Source organism: Acinetobacter sp. YH12137 (genome assembly GCF_013418535.1).
Classification (GTDB): Bacteria; Pseudomonadota; Gammaproteobacteria; order Pseudomonadales; family Moraxellaceae; genus Acinetobacter.
In genome coordinates this window covers 1-25,489 of the sequence record NZ_VPBW01000017.1, presented here as the reverse complement: position 1 = coordinate 25,489, position 25,489 = coordinate 1, and the positions used below count along the sequence as shown (strand labels likewise).

The 25,489-nt window shown below is 44.5% G+C and carries 20 protein-coding genes; 10 read left to right on the top strand and 10 right to left on the bottom strand.

Translation table 11 applies throughout. The features are described from left to right. Positions 1-47 precede the first annotated feature (47 nt). Positions 48-1,736, bottom strand: coding sequence for an AMP-binding protein (locus FTU72_RS09890; RefSeq protein WP_004782479.1), 1,689 nt, complete (start codon positions 1,734-1,736; stop codon positions 48-50). Between the two features lie 97 nt (positions 1,737-1,833). Further along, positions 1,834-2,469: a TetR/AcrR family transcriptional regulator gene (locus FTU72_RS09885; RefSeq protein ID WP_004782481.1), complete on the bottom strand. Its 636-nt coding sequence runs from the start codon at positions 2,467-2,469 to the stop codon at positions 1,834-1,836. Between the two features lie 146 nt (positions 2,470-2,615). Here FTU72_RS09885 and FTU72_RS09880 point away from each other — a divergent pair, with 146 nt between their 5' ends. From FTU72_RS09880 to FTU72_RS09845, 8 genes are all read left to right on the top strand, one after another. Next, the gene (locus tag FTU72_RS09880; protein ID WP_004782484.1) at positions 2,616-3,788 is read left to right on the top strand and encodes an isovaleryl-CoA dehydrogenase; all 1,173 of its coding nucleotides are present in this window, start codon (positions 2,616-2,618) and stop codon (positions 3,786-3,788) included. Between the two features lie 35 nt (positions 3,789-3,823). Further along, complete coding sequence (locus FTU72_RS09875; protein WP_004782485.1) at positions 3,824-5,425, top strand: carboxyl transferase domain-containing protein; 1,602 nt, start codon at positions 3,824-3,826, stop codon at positions 5,423-5,425. Positions 5,426-5,437: 12 nt separating this feature from the next. Next, positions 5,438-6,232 carry an enoyl-CoA hydratase/isomerase family protein gene (locus FTU72_RS09870; RefSeq protein ID WP_004782487.1) on the top strand — a complete coding sequence of 265 codons (795 nt, stop codon included), beginning with the start codon at positions 5,438-5,440 and terminating at the stop codon, positions 6,230-6,232. A 19-nt stretch (positions 6,233-6,251) separates the two neighbouring features. Next, a complete protein-coding gene (locus tag FTU72_RS09865; RefSeq protein ID WP_179992276.1) occupies positions 6,252-8,246 on the top strand; it encodes an acetyl/propionyl/methylcrotonyl-CoA carboxylase subunit alpha in 1,995 nt (664 codons plus the stop codon). Next, positions 8,243-9,145, top strand: a complete 903-nt coding sequence (locus tag FTU72_RS09860; RefSeq protein ID WP_004782490.1) for a hydroxymethylglutaryl-CoA lyase — start codon at positions 8,243-8,245, stop codon at positions 9,143-9,145. Before FTU72_RS09865 ends, FTU72_RS09860 begins: the two co-directional genes overlap by 4 nt. Before the next feature lie 100 nt (positions 9,146-9,245). Further along, positions 9,246-9,950: a CoA transferase subunit A gene (locus FTU72_RS09855; protein WP_159123878.1), complete on the top strand. Its 705-nt coding sequence runs from the start codon at positions 9,246-9,248 to the stop codon at positions 9,948-9,950. A gap of 2 nt (positions 9,951-9,952) precedes the next feature. Beyond that, entirely contained in the window at positions 9,953-10,591 is a 639-nt protein-coding gene (locus tag FTU72_RS09850; protein WP_004782495.1) for a CoA transferase subunit B, read from the top strand. A 97-nt stretch (positions 10,592-10,688) separates the two neighbouring features. Further along, entirely contained in the window at positions 10,689-12,101 is a 1,413-nt protein-coding gene (locus FTU72_RS09845) for a short-chain fatty acid transporter (protein ID WP_004782496.1), read from the top strand. A gap of 58 nt (positions 12,102-12,159) precedes the next feature. On the opposite strand, the gene FTU72_RS09840 is transcribed toward FTU72_RS09845, so the two are convergent. From FTU72_RS09840 to FTU72_RS09825, 4 genes are all read right to left on the bottom strand, one after another. Beyond that, positions 12,160-13,653, bottom strand: coding sequence for an OmpA family protein (locus FTU72_RS09840; protein WP_257220190.1), 1,494 nt, complete (start codon positions 13,651-13,653; stop codon positions 12,160-12,162). Positions 13,654-13,846: 193 nt separating this feature from the next. After that, positions 13,847-15,085, bottom strand: coding sequence for a dihydroorotase (locus FTU72_RS09835; RefSeq protein ID WP_159123875.1), 1,239 nt, complete (start codon positions 15,083-15,085; stop codon positions 13,847-13,849). A gap of 10 nt (positions 15,086-15,095) precedes the next feature. After that, positions 15,096-16,112 carry an aspartate carbamoyltransferase catalytic subunit gene (locus tag FTU72_RS09830; RefSeq protein WP_004782500.1) on the bottom strand — a complete coding sequence of 339 codons (1,017 nt, stop codon included), beginning with the start codon at positions 16,110-16,112 and terminating at the stop codon, positions 15,096-15,098. 223 nt (positions 16,113-16,335) lie between these two features. Further along, positions 16,336-16,668, bottom strand: coding sequence for a hypothetical protein (locus FTU72_RS09825; RefSeq protein WP_034170006.1), 333 nt, complete (start codon positions 16,666-16,668; stop codon positions 16,336-16,338). A gap of 655 nt (positions 16,669-17,323) precedes the next feature. Between FTU72_RS09825 and rlmKL the strand changes: the two genes are divergently transcribed. Next, the gene (gene rlmKL / locus FTU72_RS09820; RefSeq protein ID WP_180031784.1) at positions 17,324-19,528 is read left to right on the top strand and encodes a bifunctional 23S rRNA (guanine(2069)-N(7))-methyltransferase RlmK/23S rRNA (guanine(2445)-N(2))-methyltransferase RlmL; all 2,205 of its coding nucleotides are present in this window, start codon (positions 17,324-17,326) and stop codon (positions 19,526-19,528) included. Between the two features lie 67 nt (positions 19,529-19,595). Here rlmKL and clpB read toward each other — a convergent pair whose 3' ends face one another. The 4 genes from clpB to crp all read right to left on the bottom strand — a co-directional run bounded on the left by clpB (position 19,596) and on the right by crp (position 24,885). Further along, positions 19,596-22,175 carry an ATP-dependent chaperone ClpB gene (gene clpB, locus FTU72_RS09815; protein ID WP_180012075.1) on the bottom strand — a complete coding sequence of 860 codons (2,580 nt, stop codon included), beginning with the start codon at positions 22,173-22,175 and terminating at the stop codon, positions 19,596-19,598. Between the two features lie 253 nt (positions 22,176-22,428). After that, a complete protein-coding gene (locus tag FTU72_RS09810; RefSeq protein WP_180012072.1) occupies positions 22,429-22,794 on the bottom strand; it encodes an antitoxin Xre/MbcA/ParS toxin-binding domain-containing protein in 366 nt (121 codons plus the stop codon). A 140-nt stretch (positions 22,795-22,934) separates the two neighbouring features. Beyond that, complete coding sequence (locus FTU72_RS09805; protein WP_180025323.1) at positions 22,935-23,984, bottom strand: NADP(H)-dependent aldo-keto reductase; 1,050 nt, start codon at positions 23,982-23,984, stop codon at positions 22,935-22,937. A 193-nt stretch (positions 23,985-24,177) separates the two neighbouring features. Continuing rightward, on the bottom strand, positions 24,178-24,885 hold the full coding sequence (crp, locus tag FTU72_RS09800; protein WP_004782527.1) for a cAMP-activated global transcriptional regulator CRP: 708 nt from the start codon (positions 24,883-24,885) through the stop codon (positions 24,178-24,180). Between the two features lie 147 nt (positions 24,886-25,032). Between crp and FTU72_RS09795 the strand changes: the two genes are divergently transcribed. Continuing rightward, complete coding sequence (locus FTU72_RS09795) at positions 25,033-25,455, top strand: OsmC family protein (RefSeq protein WP_004782528.1); 423 nt, start codon at positions 25,033-25,035, stop codon at positions 25,453-25,455. Positions 25,456-25,489: the final 34 nt, after the last annotated feature.

Genomic DNA, 25,489 nt, shown 5'->3' with positions numbered 1-25,489 from the left:
CGCCAGGTCATCTGATCAAATACTATTTAAACTTAGCTTTAATTAATTTAAGCAATCTCTTTTAAATTTAATTCTTCACGCATAAATTCACGCAACTTGAACTTCTGTGCCTTACCTGAAGCCGTCATTGGAAATTCATGGAAGAAACGCACATAACGCGGCACTTTATTGTGAGAAATATGCTCGGCACAATACTGGCGGATGGCTTCTTCGGTACATGGATCATTCTCATGCAGGATAATGCAGGCACAAAGCTCTTCACCATATTTATGGTCTGGCACGCCAATCACCTGCACATCCGACACCGCTGGATGGGTATAAAGGAAATCTTCAATTTCTTTCGGGAACAGGTTTTCACCGCCACGAATGACCACATCCTTGATACGTCCCTTAATTTTGACAAAACCTTCATCATCCATTTCAGCAATATCACCGGTATGCATCCAGCGTGCTGCATCAATCACTTCCTGCGTCTTGTCCTGGTCCTCCCAATAACCGAGCATCACGGAATAACCACGCACACACAGTTCACCCAATTGACCGCGCGGCACCACCTTACCATTTTCATCGACAATTTTCACTTCCAGATGCGGATGGACACGGCCAACTGTACTGACACGACGTTCAACACTGTCTTCAGTAGAACTCTGGGCACTTACCGGAGCAGTTTCAGTCATGCCATAACAGATGGTAATTTCGGACATATGCATCCGCTCAATCACGCGCTGCATAATTTCCTGCGGACACGGGCTACCCGCCATAATGCCGGTACGCAGACTGGATAGATCAAATTCGTCAAACTGCTCATGTTCCAGTACGGCAATAAACATGGTCGGTACGCCATAAGCTGCCGTACATTTTTCCTGCTGAATGGCTTTTAAGGTTTCCAGCGGATTAAATACGGCAGATGGATAAATCATGGCTGAACCATGGGTAATACAGGCCAGATTGCCCATTACCATGCCAAAGCAGTGGAATAGTGGAACAGAAATACAGACACGGTCTTCTGGACTTAAGTGAATCGCCTCACCGACAAAGTAACCATTATTTAAAATATTGTTATGGGTCAGCATTGTACCCTTAGGGTTACCTGTAGTTCCCGAAGTAAACTGGATATTGATAGTTTCATCGAACTGCAAATCAGTGGAGATCTGTTGCAGCTGTTCCAGCTCTTGAGCACTTGGTGTAGGCATTAAATCCTGAAAACGATGAATGCCAGTATGCTGCTGCTCATCAATTTTAATGACATGCTTTAAATGTGGGAGACGCTCTGCATTCAGTAATTTATTTTCAGCCTGTTTTAATTCAGGCGCAATTTTGGTCAGGATTTCCTGATAGTCCGTGGTTTTAAACTGCGATGCAATGACCAGTCCCTTACAGGACACTTTATTCAGGACATATTCCAGCTCATTGCTTTTATAGGCCGGATTCAGGTTAACCAGAATAATGCCTGCCTTGAAAGCTGCGAACTGGGTAATAGTCCATTCCACACAGTTCGGCGACCAGATCGCCAGACGGTCACCTTTTTGCATACCCAATTTCAGCAGCTGACAGGCAAAGGCATTGACCTGATCCTGTAGCTGCCGATAACTCAGGCGTATGTTCTGATGCATACTGACAACTGCATCGCGATCTGCATATTGTTCGCAAGCCTGATCAAATTTTTCACCAATCGTCATACCCAATAAAGGCTGGCTGCTGGTTCCATAGGCATAGCTTAACCGTACTTGTGTCATTGAATCGATCTCCTTGATTCTTTGTAATTCTGATTTTCAACTTTACTAATTGTTTTATGACCACGACGACCTTGTCTATGTGCCTGTTTTTGTGCGTCTATGCTGCTGAATTTCCCTCCTGTCGATGTACTGCGTTAACACAAAAATCGGCAATCTGTTTGACAAAGTGATCCTTGTAGTTCTGATCAAACATTACATTACGGGACGGATTTAAAGGTTCAATCACGACAAAGGTCATGGCACCGACCACACCCAAAGCTGCCGTATTTAAATCTTCAAACTCGAACTCTCCATTCACCTTTCCTTCGGCCAGGATTTCCTTAATGCTTTGTTTAAGCAGCTGTTTACTGCGAAAACGCTCATGTTCCATTTCCGGATCAACCGGTTCAAACATAAGTGAATACGCCAACTGGGGGCTATTCATGGCACGTTTCACAAAAGTTGTAACAGATTTTTGCAATTTCAGTTTTGGCGACAAATCCGACCCGGCAATGGAAACAAGAATTCCAACTTCGTGCTGAATCGCTGCCGACAAAACCTCAATCAAAATCTGGCTTTTGTTTTCAAAATATCGATATACCAGCCCTGTAGAAACGCCTGCGCGTTCTGCAATCGCCTGAATCGACGCCTCTTTAAAGCCCCCTTGAGTAATCAGTTCACGAGCAGACTGTAAAATCGACAAACGATTTTGTTCCATTCGTTCCTGCATCAGTGATGATCTTTTATAACTCATAATCTTATTCTCAACCAGATAAAATGAATTGTAAATCATTTTGTGAATATAGGTTCACTTTTTTAATTTTTCGTTGTATGTTAAAAAAACAAGCACAACAAAAATGCTTTTGGACACAACAAATATAATCTCAGGATGGATGAAGAATGAATTTACAAAGCTTAGATTTCGGTTTGGATGAAACTCTTATTGCGCTTCGTGATTCAGTGGCCGCTTTTTGCGCCAAGGAAATTGCCCCAATTGCCCAGCAAGTTGACCGTGACAATGAATTCCCGGCTCACCTCTGGAAAAAATTTGGTGATATGGGCCTACTTGGTTTAACGGTCAGTGAAGAATATGGCGGTACCAATCTGGGGTATCTGGCCCATATTATTGCCATGCAAGAAATTTCCCGTGCTTCAGCATCCATTGGTTTGTCCTATGGCGCCCATTCTAACCTATGTGTTAACCAAATTAAGCGAAATGGTAATGAAGAACAAAAACAGCGTTACCTGCCAAAACTGATTTCTGGCGAATATGTTGGTGCATTGGCAATGTCTGAGCCGAATGCCGGATCAGATGTAGTCAGCATGAAACTGAAAGCTGAAGATAAAGGCGATCATTATCTACTCAATGGTTCCAAGATGTGGATCACTAACGGTGGTGATGCCGATGTACTTGTCGTCTATGCCAAAACCGATTTACAAGCTGGTGCCAAAGGCATGACTGCTTTTCTGGTTGAGAAAAATATGCCAGGTTTTAGTCACGGCACTCATTTAGACAAATTGGGCATGCGTGGTTCGAATACTTATCCCCTGTTTTTTGACAATGTTGAAGTTCCGAAAGAAAACGTGCTTGGCGGTGTCGGCAATGGAACCAAAGTGCTGATGAGCGGTCTGGACTATGAACGTGCGGTTCTCAGTGCTGGTCCATTGGGCATTATGGATGCCTGCATGGATACCGTGATTCCTTATATTCATGACCGCAAGCAGTTTGGTCAGGCACTGGGTGAATTCCAGTTGATGCAAGGCAAAATTGCTGACATGTACTCTACCTGGCTGGCATGTAAGGCACTGGTTTATGCGGTCGGCGCTGAATGTGACAAGGCCGATCATAGCCGTAGCCTGCGTAAAGATGCTGCCAGTGCCATTTTATATGCCGCTGAAAAAGCCACCTGGATGGCGGGTGAAACCATTCAGACCCTAGGTGGGAACGGTTATATCAATGAATTTGCTGCAGGCCGTTTATGGCGCGATGCCAAACTCTATGAAATTGGCGCCGGAACTTCCGAAATCCGCCGCATGCTCATTGGCCGTGAGCTCTTCAACGAAACAGCCTAAACATTAACACTTAGAATAAAACAAGGATGTTCGTCATGAATCAGTTACAGAGCAAAATCAATATACGTAGTGAAGAGTTTAAGACCAACCAGGCTGCCATGCTGCAACTGGTGGATGACCTGAAACAGAAAGTAGAAAAAATTGCCTTGGGTGGCGGAGAAACTGCCCGTCAGAAACATCTGGATCGCGGCAAATTACTGCCGCGTGAACGGATTAATCATTTAATTGATCCAGGCACGGCTTTTCTGGAAATCGGTCAACTGGCTGCCTATCAGGTTTATCAGGATGATGTTCCTGCAGCAGGTGTAGTCGCTGGTGTGGGTCAGGTGAATGGCGTAACCTGCATGATCGTGGCCAATGATGCCACAGTCAAAGGCGGTACTTATTATCCACTTACGGTGAAAAAGCATTTACGAGCCCAGGAAATTGCCGAGCAGAATCATTTGCCATGTATTTATCTGGTCGATTCTGGTGGTGCTTATCTGCCTTTACAGGATGAAGTATTCCCGGATCGTGATCACTTCGGTCGTATCTTTTACAATCAGGCACGTATGTCGAGTCTGGGTATTGCCCAGATTGCAGTGGTAATGGGTAGCTGTACGGCAGGTGGTGCTTATGTGCCAGCGATGTCAGATGAAACCATTATTGTGCGTAATCAAGGCACGATTTTCCTCGGCGGCCCTCCTCTGGTGAAAGCGGCAACCGGTGAAGTGGTTTCTAGTGAAGACTTAGGTGGTGGTGATGTACATACCCGTTTATCTGGGGTTGCCGATCATCTGGCAGAAAATGATGAACACGCAATTGCCATTGCCCGCAACATTGTGGCGAACCTGAATAAAAAGCCAAATAAAACTGCAGATGAAATTGAAGCACCGCGTTTTGACAGTTCAGAGCTGTATGGCATTGTGCCAAGCGATGCACGTAAACCGTTTGATATCCGTGAAGTGATTGCGCGTATTGTCGACGGTTCACGCTTTGACGAATTCAAGGCACGCTTTGGGACTACCCTGGTCACTGGCTTTGCCAAGCTCTATGGAATGCCAGTTGGAATTATTGCCAACAATGGAATTTTATTCTCTGAGTCTGCGCAAAAAGGCGCGCATTTTATTGAACTATGTACCCAGCGCAATATTCCGCTGATCTTCCTGCAAAACATCACCGGCTTTATGGTGGGTCGTCAGTATGAAAATGAAGGTATTGCTAAAAATGGTGCCAAGCTGGTGATGGCCGTCGCGACAGCCAATGTGCCTAAACTGACTCTGGTGATTGGCGGTTCTTTTGGTGCCGGTAACTATGGCATGTGTGGCCGTGCTTACTCGCCACGCTTTATGTGGACCTGGCCAAACTCGCGTATTTCAGTGATGGGCGGTGAACAGGCCTCTAGCGTATTGTCGACTTTGAAACGCGATCAGATTGAGCAAAAAGGTGGAACCTGGTCAGCTGAAGAAGAAGACCAGTTTAAACAGCCAATTCGTGACCAATATGAACGCCAAGGCCATCCTTATTATGCTTCTGCGCGTTTATGGGATGACGGTGTCATTGATCCAGCGCAATCGCGTGAAGTCCTGGCCCTAAGTCTGGCTGCAGCGATGAATGCACCAATCCAGCCAACCAAATTCGGCGTGTTCCGCATGTAAGAGGTGACAAAAATGGACTATCAATTTTTACAGCTCGAACAGCAGAATCAGGTAGCAACGGTCTGGATTAATCGCGCTGAATTGCACAATGCATTTAATACCCAGGTCATTGAAGAGCTACATGCCTGTTTCCAGTCTTTAAATCAGCGTGATGACGTACGCGTGGTGATTCTGGCAGGCCGAGGCAAAAGCTTCTCTGCGGGTGCAGATCTGAACTGGATGAAACAGGCCGGTCAGGCCTCACAGGCAGACAATGAAGCCGATGCTCTCAAACTGGCAAAAATGTTGCAAAGTCTGGCGACATTAAAACAACCGACGATTGCCCGTGTCCATGGAATTGCTTTTGGCGGCGGTATGGGACTGGCATCCGCTTGTGATATCTGTATCGCCAGCACTGATGCCAAGTTTGCAACGTCTGAAGTACGTTTAGGATTAGCCCCTTCGACCATTAGTCCGTATGTGATTCGTGCGATTGGCGCCCGTCAGGCGTCACGTTATTTCCTGACTGCTGAGCGAATCTCAGCTGAACAGGCGAAAACCATTGGTCTGGCACATGAAGTGACTGCACCAGAACAGCTCGACAGCAAAATTGATGAGATTGTGGAAGCGCTCTTACTCGGTGGACCAGCAGCGCAAAACGCCTCAAAACAGCTGATTCAACTGGTCGATCAACAGGTCCTGACTGAAGATCTGCTGTTTAAAACCGCACAGCATATTGCCCATGTTCGCCAGGGAGATGAGGCGAAAAATGGACTGAATGCATTTTTAAACAAACAAAGCCCGGCCTGGATTAAGACCACGGCATAACAACAAGAAGGATCGTAGGATGTTTGAAAAGATTTTAATTGCCAATCGTGGTGAAATTGCCTGCCGTGTGATTCGTACAGCGAAAAAGTTAGGGATTGCCACCGTTGCCGTATATTCCGATGCCGATGCACAGGCACAGCATGTCAAACTGGCAGATGAAGCCATCCATATTGGTGAATCACCTGCTGCACAAAGTTATTTACAGATTGAACGTATTATTCAGGCAGCAAAAACTACCGGTGCTCAGGCCATTCATCCAGGTTATGGTTTCCTGTCTGAAAATGACCAGTTTGCCCTGGCCTGTCAGGATAACAACATTGTCTTTATTGGTCCGCCAGTGGATGCGATCTTAGCAATGGGTCTGAAAGCGACCTCTAAAGCCTTAATGGAAAAAGCTGGTGTACCTTTAACCCCCGGCTATCATGGTACCAATCAGGATGCCGATTTCTTGAAACAACAAGCTGACAGTATTGGCTATCCAGTACTGATCAAGGCTAGTGCTGGCGGTGGCGGTAAAGGCATGCGACTGGTCGAGCGTAGTGAAGATTTCCTGAGTTCACTCGCTTCCTGTAAAAGCGAAGCACGTTCCAGCTTCGGCAATGAAGATGTGCTGATTGAACGCTATGTCGTGCAGCCACGCCATATTGAAGTTCAGGTCTTTGGTGATACACATGGCAATTATGTGCATCTGTTTGAACGTGATTGCTCCGTGCAGCGTCGTCACCAGAAAGTTCTGGAAGAAGCACCTGCACCTAAAATGCCAGAAGACAAACTTGAGGCGATGCGCCAAGCCGCAATTGATGCTGCACGTGCTGTAAATTATGTCGGTGCCGGTACAGTCGAGTTCATCGTTGAGCAAGACGGTACTGCTTACTTCATGGAAATGAACACCCGTCTGCAGGTTGAGCATCCAGTCACTGAAATGATCACCGGTCAGGATCTGGTGGAATGGCAGTTACGTGTAGCGTTCGGTGAACCTTTACCGAAACAGCAGCATGAATTACAGATACACGGTCATGCACTGGAAGCCCGTGTTTATGCCGAAGAACCAGAAAAAGGTTTTATTCCTGCCATCGGTCAGATCAGCTATTTGCACTATCCAGAACAAAATGACAGCGTGCGTGTGGATAGTGGCATTGTCGAAGGTGATGAAATCAGCACCTATTATGATCCGATGATTGCCAAACTGATTGTTTGGGGCAAAAACCGTGAAGCTGCTTTAACCCAGATGCATCATGCCTTGGGTCAGTTTCATGTCGATGGTCTTGGCAATAACATCGCTTTTCTTGATCGCTTAGTATTATGTGATTCATTTAAAAATGCCCATCTCGATACTGGCCTGATTCAACGTGAAGAAGAGTTCCTACTCAAACCATCTGCTGATATCAGTGCAGAATTAGTGGTCACTGCAGCCTTGGTTGAACTGTTATCGCGTCTGGCTCAAAACCCGACTAGCAATAATCCCGTCTGGCAGCAAAAGGCATTTTGGCGTCTGAATCAGCAAAATAACTACACAATTAAATTACAATGTAATGACGTTTTACGTGTGGTGAGCTTTAAAGCGCTAGAAAATAGTTTCCTGGCAAATTATGAAGGCCAGACACTTACCATCCAGGGTGAGCTGCTTGATCAACACCTACTCCAGTTAAATCTTGCGGGTCAGCAGCAGAAACTGGCATTTAGCCAGACTGAGCATGGCATTACCCTGTTCCAGAATGGTCAAAGCTACAAGTTCAATTATTTGAAAAATGACTTTAATAACCAGGATGAACAAGGGACTGAAAATAACTTGACTGCGCCAATGCCTGGCGTGATTACTCAGGTTCTGGTCGCGGCAAATGACAAAGTGAAAAAAGACGATGTACTGCTGACCTTGGAAGCAATGAAGATCGAATATACCATTCGCGCTCCGCATGATGGCATTATCGCAAACTCATACTTCCAGAAAGGTGATCAGGTTAAAGCCGGTGATGAACTGGTTGAGTTTCAGCCTCTAGCGGAGGAAGTTGCATGACAGATTTCGTTAAAATCGTAGAAGTCGGGCCACGCGATGGCCTGCAAAACGAAAAAACACCTTTAACACTAGATGACCGTAAAAATCTGATTCTGGACCTGATGAAAACAGGTTTGCAGGCGATTGAGGTCGGCTCCTGTGTTTCAGCCAAATGGGTTCCACAGATGGCAGATAGCGATACGCTATTTGCCAGCTTGCCTAAAGATCCGAATATCCAGTTCAGTTTGCTGACGCCAAACATGAAAGGTTTTGAATCAGCGCTGGCTGTGGATTGTAAAGAAGTTGCGGTATTTACCGCAGCTTCTGAAAGCTTTACCCACAAGAATATCAACTGCTCGATTGATGAAAGCTTTGAGAAGTTTGCAGATGTGATGGCAGCTGCCAAAGCAAATGATGTCAAGGTGCGTGGCTATGTCTCTTGTATGGTGGACTGCCCTTATGAAGGTGCAATTGATCCGAAGCAGGTCGTCAAAGTTACACAGCGTCTACTAGACATGGGCTGCTATGAAGTGTCATTAGGTGAAACCATTGGTACGGCAACTCCGGATCGCGTGAAGAACGTCTGGGATGCCTGTCTTTCAGAAATTGATAGTAAAGTGCTAGCCGGTCATTTTCATAATACCTATGGCATGGCCATCGCTAATATTTACCAGTCATTGCTGCAAGGGATTCGGGTATTTGACTCCTCTATTGCCGGTCTCGGTGGCTGTCCTTATGCCAAAGGTGCTTCCGGCAATGTTTCAACTGAAGACCTGTATTACCTGCTCTCCAAGATGGGCTTTGAAACCGGTATTCAACTGGATGCTTTGATGCAGGCCAGCCGTAATATCAGCGAGGTATTACAACGCAATAATCCATCCAATTATGCCAATGCCTATTGGCAAAAAGCCTGTGCTTAAAAACTTGAAATAGCCGGACACTCTATAAGTCCTCATGGATAGAAATCAGCAGATCTTTAGATGAAAGAGATCTGCAAGAGAAGAATAAATCGAGGTAAAAATGTCAAATAAAGTGTATGACAGTGCAAAAGCCGCTTTAGACGGCGTGGTTCAGAATGGACATACCTTGGCGGTAGGCGGTTTTGGTCTATGTGGTATTCCAGAAGCCCTAATTGCAGCTTTAAAAGAAACCGGTGCCAAAAGTCTCACCTGTATTTCCAATAATGCCGGTGTCGATGGCTTTGGCTTGGGGCTATTGCTGGAAACCAAACAGATTAAAAAGATGATCTCTTCCTATGTGGGCGAGAATAAGGAATTTGAACGCCAATACTTAAGCGGTGAACTTGAAGTAGAATTGACTCCACAAGGCACGTTGGCGGAAAAATTACGTGCCGGTGGTGCAGGTATTCCCGCTTTCTATACCGCGACTGGTGTCGGTACCGTTATTGCTGAAGGTAAAGATGTCCGCGAATTCAATGGTAAGTCTTATATTCTGGAAGAATCCTTAACTGCGGATGTGGCTTTGGTGAAAGCTTATAAGGCCGATAAAGCCGGTAACCTGATTTTCCGTAAAACTGCCCAGAACTTCAATCCGGTCTGTGCCATGGCTGGCAAAGTGACCATTGCTGAAGTCGAAGAAATTGTCGAGATCGGTGCCCTTGATCCAGATGAAATTCATCTTCCCGGCATTTATGTGAACCGGATTGTACTGAATACCCAACCGGAAAAACGGATTGAACAGATGACTTTAAAGGCGGAGGCTTGATCATGGCTTGGACACGTAATGAAATGGCGCAGCGCGCCGCACAGGAACTTGAAGATGGTTTCTATGTGAATCTGGGTATTGGTCTGCCAACCTTAGTCGCAAATTATATTCCAGAGAATATTAATGTCTGGCTACAGTCTGAAAATGGCCTGCTGGGTATTGGAGAATTTCCAACGGCCGATACTGTGGATGCAGACCTGATCAATGCTGGCAAACAGACGGTAACTGCCCGCAAAGGTGCTTCTTTCTTTTCTAGTGCCGACTCCTTTGCCATGATCCGTGGCGGTCATGTCAATATCGCCATTCTGGGGGCTATGGAAGTCTCAGAAAATGGTGATCTAGCCAACTGGATGATTCCAGGCAAGAAAGTCAAAGGCATGGGTGGTGCCATGGATCTGGTCGCAGGTGTGCAAAAAGTTGTGGTGCTGATGGAACACTGCGCCAAAGATGGTACGCCTAAAATTGTCTCACAATGTAGTCTTCCGCTTACTGGTCAGGCCGTAGTGAACCGGATTATTACTGACTTAGGTGTATTGGATGTCACACCTGAAGGTATTCAACTTGTAGAACTGGCACCCGATGTCAGTTTTGATGAAATTCAGAAAGTCACCGGCGTACCTTTACTCCGTAAAGCAGCCTGATTTTTTCCAGCCCTTAAAATGAAAATTTTTAAGGGTTTCTTTTTGGCTGAAGAAAGCCACTTCTTAATAACAAATGCAGAATAAATGGATTTTAATCATGCAAACTCAACAAAATATCTTGCAGCGCTTTGCCATGCGCGTCAGCGACTGGTCTGAAAAATGGTTTCCGGACTCTTATATCTTTGCCCTACTCGGTGTCATCATCGTTGCGATTGCCGCGATTGGCATTGGTGCGCCGGCACAAGACGTCGCGATTTCATTTGGTGACGGATTCTGGAGTCTGATTCCCTTTACCTTACAGATGTGTATGCTGATCGTGGTGGGTTATGTAGTTTCGGTTTCCAAACCGATGCAATTACTGATTCAGAAAATGGCGCGCATTCCTCATTCTGGACGTGGAGCCATCGTTCTCGTCGCCACTGTTAGTCTACTGATTTCCCTGATTAACTGGGCGATGAGTACGGTTCTAACCGCACTTCTGGTGATTGCGCTAGCGCAGCGTAAAGAACTGAATATGGATTACCGTGCGGCTGCCGCAGCAGCGATTATCGGGATGGGCGCAACCTGGGCACTGGGTATCAGCTCTTCAGCAGCGCAATTACAAGCCAACAAATCCAGTCTACCAGAACCACTTTATAATCTGACTGGTGTGATTCCATTTACTGAAACGATTTTCCTGCCGCAATCCATGATCATGACAGCAGTCTTGATTATTGCTTCGATTGCCATTGCCTACTGGTCTGCGCCCAAAGGCAATCATATTAAAACTATTGATCACTTCCCGATCCAGATTGAAGAAGAAAAGACTGAAACCGTGACCCATAAACGGCCGGGTGACTGGCTGGAAAACTCGCCAATCTTAAGTATTCTGATTGTGGTTCTGGGTCTGGTCTGGATGTTTAACGAGTTTTCCAAAAGTAATCCTATTCTGGCAATCTCCAGCTTAAACACCTATAACTTTATCTTTCTGATTTTGGGTGTAGCTTTACATGGTACACCACGTAATTTTCTCAATGCTGTGTCCAAAGCTGTGCCGGCCATTTCAGGGGTGCTGATCCAGTTTCCGCTTTATGGCAGCATCGCCTTTATGATGACCAATGCCCTGAATTCTGCTGACCTGTCCCTATCGCACTATATCGCCGAGTTCTTCGTTTCGATTGCCTCGCAGGAAACCTTTGCAGTGGTGATGGGAATTTATTCAGCTATTCTAGGCTTCTTCATTCCTTCTGGTGGAGGAAAATGGATTATTGAAGCGCCTTATGTGATGCAGGCCGCACATGACCTGAAAGTGCATCTGGGCTGGTCTGTCCAGATTTACAATGCAGCCGAAGCCTTACCCAATCTGATTAATCCTTTCTTTATGCTCCCCATGCTGGGGATCCTAAAGTTAAAGGCTAAAGATGTGATCGGTTTTACAGTGACCCAACTGGTCTTTCATCTTCCGTTGGTACTGTTCTTACTCTGGTTCCTGGGAAGAACCCTGACTTATACCCCACCTGTCTTCTCTTAATTTATAACAAATAAAAAAGGACGAATCATTCGTCCTTTTTTTATGATGAAAGAATTATTTAGCTGGCTTTCTTTTCAACTACGCCTTCATTATCTACAGTATGGACACGGCCATCTTCGGTACTCATAACTTCAAAAGTTACACGACGGTTTTGATACTGACCGTTTGAAGTCGCATTCGGTTGAGCAGGCTGATTCGCCGCCATACCTACTGGTTGTAACTGCGCCGGGTTCACCCCTTTCTGCACCAGATAATTCACAATGGCTTGAGCACGTTTTAAAGACAGCTCCTGATTTTGAGTGCTGCTGCCTTCCGTATCAGTATGGCCTATTACGGTTAGACGTACATCTTTGGCATATTGCAATAAAGCTGCGGTCTGATCCAGCAAGCTTTTATTCACTTCAGGAATTTCTGTAGAACCTGTCGCAAAATGAATAATTTGCAGGTTTAAGGCAGTTGCAACATCCAGCGCCTCAATATTTTCCATCTGAAGTTCGTCTAAAGCTTTTTTAGCCTCGGTATTGGCTGTATTGATCGCCTCATCCATATCAACTGGTTTTTGGGTCACGACTTCTACATTTTTAGCCAGACCACGAATCTGACCTGCCAAACGCTGTGCATCCGCACTGTTTGCTGCCTGTACAGACACCTGATTACCCGCCCAAGTCAAAGTCACATTTGACATGCCTTGCAGCAGTTTCAATACAGATGGAATCGTATCCTGATCAATAAATTCTGAGTGGTAATTCTCATTGGCTACTGCACCACAGCCAATACTGTAATTAAAGATCTGTTTGATTTCATTTTGCAAAATCTGCATATATTTCGGATCATTCATCTGTACCTGACAGTTGACGATTTCACCCTGACTACCTGTGCTGATTTTTAAAATTGCAGGGTTCGTTGCAGCAGCTTCACTCACCGCTTGAGCATTTCGCAATTCATCCGGATCATCATCACGCAGGCATCCACGGAAGAAGAATAAGATAATTGCAGCAATAATCACGAGGAGAATAAATGGCCAGAACACTACTGCCTTTTTCTCTTCAGTCAGTACCGGCTCTGCCTCCGGTTCAGAAGCCAGACCCGGTGCGCGGTTCAGGTTTTGTCCCGCCAGCGGAGATACGCCTAGAGATGCCAGTATGGGGCCAGCCCAGACTGGTAATGCCCGTTGAATCGAGTCTGCATGGGTATCTAACAAATGGCCTACTGCTTCAGCAGTGGGTGCACCCGCTTCTGCTTGCAAGAAGTTCATGGTTGGAACAATTGCCCGGTTCAGGGTCTGTTCAATTTCATCTTGAGGTGCAGTTGAATCTAACTGAGCCAGGAATTGTTGTTTTAGGGTCGGATTATTATTAAATAATTCATCAATCTTGGGATTAAGTTGCTGACCGAAACTTTCAATCCAGGCCGGTCTTGCACGAAGAATACTTAACAATACAGGATAGAATTGGGCTAAGGCCTGATCCTTGGCAAATAGATGTTCAGTTTCACCTTGCAGCACAATGGCGGTCACATCACTCTTTAAACGTTCAATTAAATCTGTATTCATCAAGATCACCATTATTCTGATTTATAATGTTTAATATTTAATCAGTGTAGCGACCCACCCTCTTTGGAATGTTAATAATTGTACTGATATCATAAAGTTTCACTGTTTATATAGGGCTAACTTTTCTACTATTTTAATTAAGATATAAAAAAGTCAGCCGAAGCTGACTTTTTGTAAACGCGAAATGTAAGTGTTATGCAGCAATAAAAGTTTGCAGCACTTTACCTTTCACTTTTTGATTGAGCAGTGGTGTATTTTTACCTTGAGAAACGATCGTTTCTTTGCTTAATGTCCACTCCTGTTCTGGATCAACCAGTACCCAGCCTGCTTCCGCTTTCCAACGCTCAAACATACTGGCGACTTTCGCAGGAGCAACTGTGACTTTCTCCACCCATTCCAACGGCGTAAAGAAGCCTTCATTCACTAGTTGGATACCGAACGGTACGTAGGTATCAAACGCGGTAAAGCCAGGCTGTGTTTCCGCAAAGGGTGCCATTTTGGCAGAGCTGCTCAGGGGTTCATGATGGGTACAGATCGCATCAATCACACCAGATTTTACGCCCTGACGCAGTAATTCTTTGTCAGATTCAGAACGTAATGGTGGACGCACGTGTGCAAGAGAGTTAAAGCCATCAATCAGATGGTCAGTCAGATGCAATTGGTGCATAGCGACATCACAAGTTACTGGCAAGCCTTTTTCTTTAGCAATACGAATCAGTTCTACTGATGCACCACAAGATAACAAGCCAAAATGAGCACGTACTTTAGTTGCTTCAATCATGAGCAGGTATTTGGCAATGGCCACAGTTTCCGCTAGCGATGGAATCATTGGCAAGCCTTGGCGTGAAGCAATAAAGCCTTCATGCACACAACCATCTTTGGCAATTTGCGGCTCTTCTGCATAGAACACTACAGTCAGGTCCAAGCCCGCTGCATATTCAAGTGTACGCAATACCACATCATCATTGGCAAACGGCGCACTGGCATTAGAAACCGCAGTACAACCACCCTTTTTTAAACCTGCCATATTGGCTGGTTGCTGACCTTGCAAACCTTGAGTTTGCGCACCGATCACTTGCAAATAAATGCCACCATCCAGCATGGCTTTTTCAACCAGACCATGAATCAGCGCACCATTATCCTGCACAATCGGTTTGGAATCTGGCGGGGTAAAGACATGCAGAATACCGTTTTCACGTGCAGCCTTACCTTCAGACTTTAAAGTTCCGTGTTGCTGCTGGCCCGGTTCTCGTAAACGTGCACACAGATCCACCATGGTTGGCATCAGCCATTTGCCCTGCCCATCAATGGTTTCAGAGACGTGAGCAGTTTCTGCAATACGTTTACCATTTTCCAGATAAACCGTTTCGACTGAATCAGTGTTTTGGATTGGGTCAAGAACACGGACATTTTCAATTTTTACAATAGACATGACTTATTCCTTATACCGCAATCGCTTCAATCAAACCCTGTTCCTGTAACTGACCCTGCATCGCAAGAGCCAGTACCGCCATACGTACTGCAATCCCGTTAGTAACCTGTTTCAGAATCACGGATTGCGGACCGTCTGCAATACTGGAATCAATTTCCACACCACGGTTCATTGGTCCTGGATGCATCACGATACAATCCGGCTTGGCCATGGCGAGACGTTCTTTATTCAGGCCATACATTTTGTAGAATTCAGCCTGAGAAGACAGCGCTGGCGAATCAATACGCTCGTTTTGAATACGTAAGGTAATGATCACATCACAGTCTTTGATGCCATCTTCCATATTATTGAACAGGCGTACATCTTCACTGTAGTCATCAAAACCGTATGGCAATAACGTATTCGGTGCAATCACGCGAATATCTTTACAGCCTAAGGTTTGCAGTGCCGCCACATCTGAACGTGCTACACGCGAATGCTTGATATCGCCAATAATCGCAATCGACATATCTTCGAATTTTTTATTGGTCTCGCGGCGAATAGTCAGCATATCCAGCATCGCTTGAGTTGGATGGGCATGACGGCCATCCCCTGCATTAATAATAGCGACATTTGGACAGACATCTTTGGCAATAAAGTGTGCTGCACCTGAAGATGAATGACGTACCACGAAAATATCTGCCGCCATGGCTTCAAGATTCCACAAGGTATCACGTAAAGTTTCACCTTTAGAGGTACTTGAACGGGCAATATCGATATTCAGCACGTTGGCAGACAGACGTTTGGCCGCTGCCTCAAATGTAGTACGCGTTCGGGTAGAATTTTCAAAAAATAGGTTCATCACCGTTTTGCCTTCGAGCAAATTATTGGTGATCAGCTGATTTTGGTCATTAAAAAAGGACAACGCAGTGTCCAGTATTTTTGTAAGAGTTTCTTTAGAAAGACCTTCGATGGTCAGGAAATGTTTAAGATTACCTGCTTTGTTGAGTTGAATCTGGCTCGGTGTATGCAATGCCGCCAAGTGCATGAGAGATTCCTTATACGTTAAGTCAACGTATTATACAGAGATTAGCGAATCTTTATAGTTGATAAAGAGCTCGGTTGTACAAAAACCATCTCGGTAATAAGAATGGAAATTTAAATTCCCATGTATTTTTTCAATAAGATAATTTAACCTGTCTATCTATATGCTTGTTTTTTCATTTAAACATGAGTGCTTCAGTCTGGAGCATCCACACCCAATCCCCCAATTAGCGCAATGCGCCAATATAATGATGTGAAACCTGTGCGCGATAGATATCTTCTTCACTTGGTTCCACAGAAATCAGTTCCTTTTCCGCCTGTTCTTCAGCCTGCAGTTCTGAAAATGACGATAAATCCAGAGTGGTTTTTAAACGATTGACCAGATGTAATAACTCAGGATCTTCAGTCTGCTCTGCCAGCCCAATCACATGCTTTGCATAGTGGATATTTTCTGCAAGATACATGGCATCAATTACTCGCCCAGTCACTCGTCTTAAACGTGCATAGATCAAGGTAGCGATTGAAAATGCCTCATTCCTGCGTAATTGAAGATCCAACATCTAAGCCCCTCCGAAATAATAATTAAGAATAAAGATGAAGCTGTAATGATTCCCCTCAGCATTACAGCTTCATTGATATTAGATAGAGCAATAAACGTACCAAAATTAATAAATAAGTTATGTGAGTTATAAATTGATATGAATGAAAATTGTTCTACCTCGAGCAATCGTAGATCAGTGTCTTTTTTGTTTTAGATTCACTCCTCGTCTGGCTAATCAATTCTTAGTCTCGATCACTTGACATAAGTGACCCAATTTTAGCTTTTACTTTTAGAGTAATGTTGATGCCATGAGGTGCATATGAACAACCCTGCATCAGATCCATCACATCAATAACCCGATTATTTATTTTTTTAAATCACACATACAACATGGTCGCACTTGAAGAGCTAGCATTGTGAATTAGTTTAATATTCATCAGATATCCATCTGTAAAATAAAAGATTTAATCAAAAATTCCCCCTATTGGTATTGTGTAATCTTAGCTATTTCATAAATTTTCAGTTTGCTTTTTAAGTCAACATTTAGTGCTTTTTAGGAGGAGTAAAACTAGGCTGTATATGCTCGATTTTAAAAAATTTCCAAAGCTTTAACAGGCAAAATACGCTAAACTGAACGCAGTTTTTTATTTATTCTTTTCCGGTCTCTCTATTTTATGAATACCTCTTCACGTTTAAGCAATTATTGGGTCACCTGTGCCGATGGTCTGGAAACCTTATTAGAAGAAGAAATCAAAGGTTTAGGTGTTCAGGATATTGAACGTTTCCCAGGTCGTCTGACCTTCAAAGGCACGCTTGAAAATGCTTACCGCATCTGTATGTGGTCTCGTCTGGCTTCTCGTGTCCTGATGCCAATTCATACGCATGAAATCGAATTCTCCCACGATGCGCGTGATGTTGCAGAAGAGCTTTATGAAGGTGCGATGAGCTTCGACTGGTCACTGATTTTTGCACCACAAAGCACCTTTGCAATTCGTCTGCACGTTGAACGTGATATTAAGGTCAACACCCAGTTTGCGACTCTACGTGCCAAAGATGGCGTCGTCGATTCCTTTATGGAAGCTGTGGGCAAGCGCCCAAGTATTGATACCAAACAGCCAGAAATTACTATGTACATTCTGGCTGGTAAAAAAGAACACACTTATTGTTTAGATTTATCCGGTGATTCTCTGCATAAACGTGGCTATCGCCGCTTTATGACTGAAGCACCAATCAAGGAAAACTTGGCGGCTGCGATCCTACAAAAAGGCGGCCTGAAAGACATCAACCCAGATATTGTAGTTGACCCAATGTGTGGTTCAGGGACGTTTATTATTGAATCACTGATGATTCTGACTGATCGTGCCCCAGGTCTGGTGCGTCGTTTCGGATTTAATGGCTGGAATGGTCATGACCATGAATTATGGATGGGTATCAAAGCTGAAGCGGCTGAGCGTCATAAAGCTGCGCTAGAAAATCCATTACCGAAATTCTATGCCTTTGATGCCGACTGGGAAGCGGTGAAAGCCACTAAACAGAACATTATTGCGGCAGGTTTTGAATCAGCCCTTGATCAGATCAAGATCGAAGAGCGTACTTTAAATGACTGGCCAGATTTCCAGGCTGAAGGCAAGAAAGTCTTCTTTGTGACGAATCCACCATATGGTGAGCGTCTGGGCGATAAGGCATCTAACCGTGCCTTGTATCTGGGTTTGTCTAATCTGCTGCAAAAGAATTTCCCGAATCAAAAAGCCGCAGTCATTGCTGCTCAGGTGGAACAGGCCGATGTCTTGGCGTTCAATGACCCGCAAATTCTGCGTTTGATGAACGGTAAACTGCCAATCTATATCCGTTTTGGTACAGTAAAACCGGCAGCAGTCACACGTCCTTTCCTGGAAAGCTGGCAGCCGCAACAATTCGAGCCGATCGAAGGTGCGATGGAATTTGCTAACCGCCTGACCAAGAATATGCAAACCCTGAAAAAATGGGTGGTAAAAGAAAATATTCACTGCCTGCGTTTGTATGATGCCGACTTACCAGACTTTAACGTAGCAGTCGACCTGTATGGCGAACGTCTGCATGTTCAGGAATATGCACCACCGAAAAAAATCGATCCTGAAAAAGCAAAAAAACGTTTTAACCTGGCTCTACAGGCAATTCGTGCCGTGACCGGTTTGGGCCGTGATGCGATCTTTATCAAGACGCGTGCCCGTCAGGAAGGTAAAAACCAGTACACCAAACAAAGTACAGCGTCTAAACGTTTTATCGTCCAGGAAGGCCAAGCCAAGATTCTGGTCAACCTGACCGATTATCTGGATACCGGTCTATTCCTGGATCACCGTCAGATGCGTCTGCGTATTGCCAAAGAAGCCAAAGGTAAACACTTTCTGAATCTGTACAGTTATACTTCTACGGCGAGCTTACATGCAGCTTTAGGTGGTGCAGCGAGTACCACCAGTGTCGATTTGTCTAATACTTATTTGAACTGGTCAAAAGAGAACTTTGTTCTAAACGGCCTGACTGTAGACCATGCCGATCAACAACATCAATTCTTTGCATCTGACTGTTTTGAATGGCTGAAAGAAGGTCATGAACAATATGACCTGATCTTTATCGATCCACCGACATTCTCTAACTCGAAAAAATTCTACGGGACTTTCGACGTTCAGCGTGACCACGTCTCTTTATTGAAACGTGCCATGAACCGTTTAACCACTGACGGTACGTTGTATTTCTCGAACAACTACCGTGGTTTCGAAATGGATGAAATGATTGAAGGTTTATATGACGTGGAAGAAATCACGCATGAAACCATTGGTCCAGACTTCAAGCGTAACCAGAAAATTCACCGTGCCTGGAAAATTACTCATCCAAAAATGTAAGGTGTGAATATAAGATAAAGAAAAACCCAGCCTAGGCTGGGTTTTTTTGTTGCGAGGAGAACTTCTATTAGCTGAGTTTCATTTTTTCAAAGACCAGCTCGCCACTTTCACCACGAACGACGATGGTATCACCAGGGCCAAACTCACCTGCCAGGATGCTTTGTGCCAAACCATTTTCAATACGTTGCTGGATCGCACGTTTTAATGGACGCGCACCATACAACGGATCGAAACCAGCTTCGATTAACTGATCGAAAGCACTGTCATCCACAGACAGACGCATATCGCGTTCTGCCAGACGTTGACGCAAGCGGTTCAACTGGATATCGGCAATACCACGGATCTGGTCTTTTTCTAGCGCATGGAACACCACCAGCTCGTCAATACGGTTGATAAATTCTGGACGGAAATGTTCCGATACCGCATTCATCACCACTGTACGGACTTCTTCACGAGTTGCTTTATCGCCCAGTTCACGGACATCCTGTGAACCCAGGTTCGAAGTCATCACAATCACGGTATTTTTAAAGTCCACCACACGACCTTGCGAGTCAGTCAAACGACCATCATCTAGCACTTGCAGCAGAATGTTAAATACATCCGGATGCGCTTTTTCGACCTCATCGAATAACACCACGCTATATGGTTTACGGCGCACCGCTTCAGTCAGCACACCACCTTCTTCATAACCGACATAGCCCGGAGGTGCACCGACCAAGCGGCTCACCGAATGTTTTTCCATAAATTCGGACATGTCGATTCGGATCATGGCATCGTCACTGTCGAACAGGAAGTTCGCCAAAGCTTTAGTCAATTCTGTTTTACCCACACCTGTTGGGCCTAAGAACAGGAATGAACCACTTGGACGGTTAGGATCGGACAAGCCAGCACGTGAACGGCGCACAGCATTAGATACAGCCACTACGGCTTCTTCCTGACCAACAACACGGTTATGCAGGAATTCTTCCATATGCAGCAGTTTATCACGCTCACCTTGCAGCATTTTCGCCACAGGAATACCGGTCGCAGCACTGACTACTTCAGCGATCTCATTGTCAGTGACTTTGTCACGTAACAGTTTTGGTGCTTCACTTTCTTCAGCCGCTTCAATACGTTCCAGCTGTTTTTGCAGTTCAGGAATCACACCGTATTGATAACGTGCTGCTTCAGCCAGATCACCTTCACGCTGGGCTTTTTCCAGCGCAATGCGAGCCTGATCCAGTTTCACCTGAATATCTTTGTTGCCTGCTACCAGCGCTTTATCGGCACGCCAGATTTCTTCCAGCTCGCTGTACTCTTTCTCTACAGTGGCAATCTGCTCTTCCAGATGTTTCACTTCGCTTTGTGCACCAGAGTCTGCATCTTTTTTCACCGCTTCAAGCTGCATCTTCAGCTGAATCAGACGACGTTCGAGTTTATCCAGTGCTTCAGGTTTAGAATCCAGCTCCATTTTGATACGAGATGCTGCTTCATCAATCAGGTCAATGGCTTTATCCGGCAATTGACGATCTGTGATGTAACGATGCGACATTTTCGCCGCAGCAATGATTGCAGAATCCAGAATCTGCACACCATGGTGAGTTGCATAACGATCTTTCAGACCACGCAGAATCGCAATGGTATCTTCCACGCTTGGTTCATCCACCAGCACTTTCTGGAAACGACGCTCTAAAGCTGCATCTTTTTCAATGTACTGACGATATTCATCCAGAGTCGTTGCACCGACACAGCGTAGTTCACCGCGCGCTAATGCAGGTTTCAGCATGTTACCCGCATCCATGGCGCCATCGCCTTTACCGGCACCGACCAATGTATGCAGCTCGTCAATGAACAGGATGATTTCGCCTTCATGTTTAGCCAGATCTTTCAGAACGGCTTTCAGACGTTCTTCGAACTCACCACGATATTTGGCACCTGCCAGCAATGAACCTAAGTCCAGTGATAATACACGTTTGCCTTTCAAGCCTTCAGGAACTTCACCGTTAACAATACGTTGTGCCAGACCTTCGACAATCGCAGTTTTACCGACACCTGGCTCACCGATCAGTACCGGGTTGTTTTTGGTACGGCGTGACAGCACCTGGATCGTACGACGGATTTCATCATCACGACCAATCACCGGGTCAAGTTTGCCAGCCATGGCACGTTCAGTTAAATCAATCGTATATTTATTCAGTGAGTCCCGTTGATCTTCATGATTATTGCTCATGACTTTTTCATCGCCTCGAATTTGATTAATGACCTGTCGTAAAGTTTCAGTTTTTACGCCAACACTATTTAATAAGGTTTTGGTGGCACCCGTTTCTGCAAGTGCCAGTAATACCCAGTCAGTGGACAGGAACTCATCTCCTGCTTTTTGTGCATAACTGTCCGCTAGATGCAGGGCTTTGGCTGCTTCCTGACTGATATTGATATCGGCAGAGGGATTACCGAGCGTAGCTACATTGTTCAGCGCAGTTTGTACTTTGCTTTGCAGGTCACGCAGGTTCGCTCCTGCCTGTTGCAGCAAGCTCACATTCGATGCTTCTTCCATCAAGGTGGACAAGATGTGAATCCCTTCAATGGCAGCATGATCCTTGCTCATTGCCAGAGATTGCGCATCGGAAAGGGTTTGCTGTAAGCGATTGGTAAATTTCTCAAAACGCATTCTTGTTATTCCTCACAACAAATTTTCTACTTGATGGATATATGGGTGCTGGAAATAAAATTTCAAATAATTTTTTATATATTTTTCAAAAATTTAATTAAATAAAAGACAGAGTTATCAGTATTAATATTGGTATTCAATGAAAATATTTCAAGTGAGCGAAAGTAGAATTTTTAAGGTGAAGATCAATAATGAATATTTGATTTAATTGACTCTGCTATTTTTCGGATGGGTAGAAAATAGAGAAAGACCTTTAGTGCGGTTGCAAGCGTCCTAGTAATCGCAATACTGCACTCAAACCATATTCTGTTTGCATCAAGGATCTTGGTATTTGCTGATCCAAAAGCTTGTTAGGTGAATTGATAAACTGGCGCATCCAGCTCAAATCCCCACCATTCAGGCTAAATAATGCCTGATAGATATTGATTAAAGTTATTGCTCTTTTACCTGCGGTAGTATCTGGTTCTAATTCTTTTTGATTTATGATTGACGATAATTCTGCTTTAGATAGATCCAGAACTAATGCAAGCTCAGATTCTTGCAATTGCAACTGTTCAGCGAGATTGAATATTGCTATAGCTAGTACTTGGGATTTAGAAATATCCGTTTCATTATTCATTTTTATTAAATCCTATTGATGAATCTTGTTTTGATTATGCTGCCTTTATCCTTTTCTTGCTATGTTGTTTATCATCAAATTTACTCATCAAATTAAAAGCACCCTCGCTTAGAGGGTGTTTTAGAATGGTAATATCGTGATTATGGTGCCGGATTGGGCTGCTGACGGTGAATGGCTTCAATGCCCTGCAAGACTTCTTCAGACAGATTCACGTCAAACGCCTGAATGTTTTCTTTGAGCTGATCCAAGTTGGTCGCACCAATAATAGTACTGGTCACGAAGAACTGCTGTTTAATGAAAGCCAGTGACAACTGGGTTAAGGTCAGGCCATGCTGCTCAGCCAGTTGTGCATACTGCTCGACGGCCCACTCGCTTTCCGGATTGCTATAACGGCTAAAACGTGAAAATAAAGTCACACGTGCATTGGCTGGACGTGCACCATTGCGGAATTTACCAGTCAGATAACCGAATGCCAGTGGAGAATAAGCCAGCAAACCTACACCTTCGTATTTGGCAATTTCCGACATACCAATTTCATAAGTCCGATTCAGCAAGCTATACGGATTTTGCACGCTAACAAATTTAGAAAGTCCCAATTTCTCTGCCAGATGCAGGAACTTCATGGTGCCCCAAGGGGTTTCATTGGACAAGCCAATATAACGGATACGACCTTTCTTAATTTCGTCATGCAAAGCAGTCAGGGTTTCTTCCAGATTCGTTACGGCACGATCATCTGCAGCTTCTGCATTGCCATAACCCAGCTTGCCAAAGAAATTGGTTGCGCGCTGAGGCCAGTGCAATTGGTACAGGTCGATATAATCAGTTTGCAAACGTGACAATGAATTATCAATTGCTGATGCAATCTCATCTGCCACAAACCGGGTCTGACCATCACGGATATGGCTCCCACCTTGTGACGGACCCGCAATTTTCGAAGCTAAAAATAGTTTGTCACGACCACCACGTGAAGCAATCCAGTTACCAATAATGCGTTCAGTTGCCCCTTGCGTTTCAGGCTTGGGTGGCACCGGATACATTTCTGCGGTATCCCAGAAATATAAACCTTGCTCCAAGGCATAGTCTAATTGCTGAAAAGCCTCTTCCTGAGTATTTTGCTCACCAAAAGTCATGGTGCCCAAACAGATTTCTGGCAATAAGATTCCCGTATCCGCCAATGGTCTGAATTGCATAAAAATGTCCTTTAAGTTTATCTGTTATTTATCAAGAGCAAGTGTGCTATAGCCTATCGGAATTATAAGACGGACTTAGATCATCTTTTCTAAGAAGCTTGTGCCAATTTGTTATGTTCTGAATCAGGCTGAAATTTTTAAACAGGAATAAAAAAAGCAAACCCGAAGATTTGCTTTTTATCGTGCTTTTGGCTTATTCGTCTTCGAACTCGCCAGCACCCACTGCTTCAGGTTCTTCCAGCGATGCATCAAAAATCAGAATCGCCTTACCATCGGTTTCAATCATGCCCTGTTCTTCTAGAGTTTTTAGAACACGACCGACCATTTCACGTGAACACCCAACAATACGGCCAATTTCCTGACGGGTAATACGGATCTGACGACCATTTGGCAAGATCATCGCTTCTGGCTGAGATGACAGGTCAATCAGACAACGTGCAATACGACCAGACACATCGATAAATGCCAGGTCAGTCACTTTACGTGTGGTATTTTTCAGACGGCGAACCAGCTGGGCAAAAACTGCATAGCTAAGGTCTGGATATTGTTTGCTAATTTCATGAAAGTTTTCATAGGTAATTTCAGCAATTTCACAGACATCACGAGTACGCACTTCTGCAGTACGCTGTGGATTTGCTTCGAAAAGACCCATTTCCCCAAAGAAGTCTCCCGCATTTAAATAAGCTACCACAATCTCACGTTCATCATCTTCACGAAGAATGATAGATACAGACCCCTTCAGAATTAAATACAGCGATTTAGATTCTGATCCTGCATCCACGATCGTGGTACGTTTTGGATAGCGATTGATATATGCACGTTTTAATAACGCTTTCACTGATTCAGGTAGTTGCCCCGGCGAAAGTGCGTCTGTGCTTAATTGTGAAAAGTTTGAAGTCATGCTTACAGTTCCGAATATGGATAATTTATAGATCGCACAAGACCTAATGTGAACTTGTCACACAGTGGGATTGAAATTCCTTATCAACCCAATTTATGTTAGTGTACAGTTACTTCGTAAATTTATAGCTTTTTTTAGGTAGTTGCAATGCAAACGAGTGTTCATTGGCTAGAGAATGTTGCTTTTGAAGCAAAAACTCAAAGTGGTCACAGTATCATCATGGATGGTTCACCTGAATATGGCGGTGAAAACCGTGGTCCTCGCCCAATGGAACTGATTTTAACCGGTCTGGGCGGTTGTGCTTCTTTTGACATTGTGACAATTTTAAAGAAAGCACGTCAGGAGATTACTGATGTTCGCTGTGAATTAAAAGCAGAACGTGCCGATACAATTCCTGCGGTATTTACCAAAATCCATCTACACTTTGTGGTCAGCGGTAAAGGCATCAAAGAGAAACAGGTCGCTAAAGCCGTAGAACTTTCTGCTGAGAAATACTGTTCTGCCAGTAAAATGCTATCTGACGGTGGGGTCGAAATTACTCACGATTTTGAAATTGTAGAAGTGGAATAATCCGCTAATTTCAATAAAAAAGCAGTCTTCGTGG

Bases quoted from the DNA above. Each gene is read 5' to 3' on its own strand.
- FTU72_RS09890 (WP_004782479.1), bottom strand. From the start codon at position 1,736: ATGACACAAGTACGGTTAAGCTATGCCTATGGAACCAGCAGCCAGCCT.
- FTU72_RS09885 (WP_004782481.1), bottom strand. From the start codon at position 2,469: ATGAGTTATAAAAGATCATCACTGATGCAGGAACGAATGGAACAAAAT.
- FTU72_RS09880 (WP_004782484.1), top strand. From the start codon at position 2,616: ATGAATTTACAAAGCTTAGATTTCGGTTTGGATGAAACTCTTATTGCG.
- FTU72_RS09875 (WP_004782485.1), top strand. From the start codon at position 3,824: ATGAATCAGTTACAGAGCAAAATCAATATACGTAGTGAAGAGTTTAAG.
- FTU72_RS09870 (WP_004782487.1), top strand. From the start codon at position 5,438: ATGGACTATCAATTTTTACAGCTCGAACAGCAGAATCAGGTAGCAACG.
- FTU72_RS09865 (WP_179992276.1), top strand. From the start codon at position 6,252: ATGTTTGAAAAGATTTTAATTGCCAATCGTGGTGAAATTGCCTGCCGT.
- FTU72_RS09860 (WP_004782490.1), top strand. From the start codon at position 8,243: ATGACAGATTTCGTTAAAATCGTAGAAGTCGGGCCACGCGATGGCCTG.
- FTU72_RS09855 (WP_159123878.1), top strand. From the start codon at position 9,246: ATGTCAAATAAAGTGTATGACAGTGCAAAAGCCGCTTTAGACGGCGTG.
- FTU72_RS09850 (WP_004782495.1), top strand. From the start codon at position 9,953: ATGGCTTGGACACGTAATGAAATGGCGCAGCGCGCCGCACAGGAACTT.
- FTU72_RS09845 (WP_004782496.1), top strand. From the start codon at position 10,689: ATGCAAACTCAACAAAATATCTTGCAGCGCTTTGCCATGCGCGTCAGC.
- FTU72_RS09840 (WP_257220190.1), bottom strand. From the start codon at position 13,653: ATGAATACAGATTTAATTGAACGTTTAAAGAGTGATGTGACCGCCATT.
- FTU72_RS09835 (WP_159123875.1), bottom strand. From the start codon at position 15,085: ATGTCTATTGTAAAAATTGAAAATGTCCGTGTTCTTGACCCAATCCAA.
- FTU72_RS09830 (WP_004782500.1), bottom strand. From the start codon at position 16,112: ATGCACTTGGCGGCATTGCATACACCGAGCCAGATTCAACTCAACAAA.
- FTU72_RS09825 (WP_034170006.1), bottom strand. From the start codon at position 16,668: ATGTTGGATCTTCAATTACGCAGGAATGAGGCATTTTCAATCGCTACC.
- rlmKL (WP_180031784.1), top strand. From the start codon at position 17,324: ATGAATACCTCTTCACGTTTAAGCAATTATTGGGTCACCTGTGCCGAT.
- clpB (WP_180012075.1), bottom strand. From the start codon at position 22,175: ATGCGTTTTGAGAAATTTACCAATCGCTTACAGCAAACCCTTTCCGAT.
- FTU72_RS09810 (WP_180012072.1), bottom strand. From the start codon at position 22,794: ATGAATAATGAAACGGATATTTCTAAATCCCAAGTACTAGCTATAGCA.
- FTU72_RS09805 (WP_180025323.1), bottom strand. From the start codon at position 23,984: ATGCAATTCAGACCATTGGCGGATACGGGAATCTTATTGCCAGAAATC.
- crp (WP_004782527.1), bottom strand. From the start codon at position 24,885: ATGACTTCAAACTTTTCACAATTAAGCACAGACGCACTTTCGCCGGGG.
- FTU72_RS09795 (WP_004782528.1), top strand. From the start codon at position 25,033: ATGCAAACGAGTGTTCATTGGCTAGAGAATGTTGCTTTTGAAGCAAAA.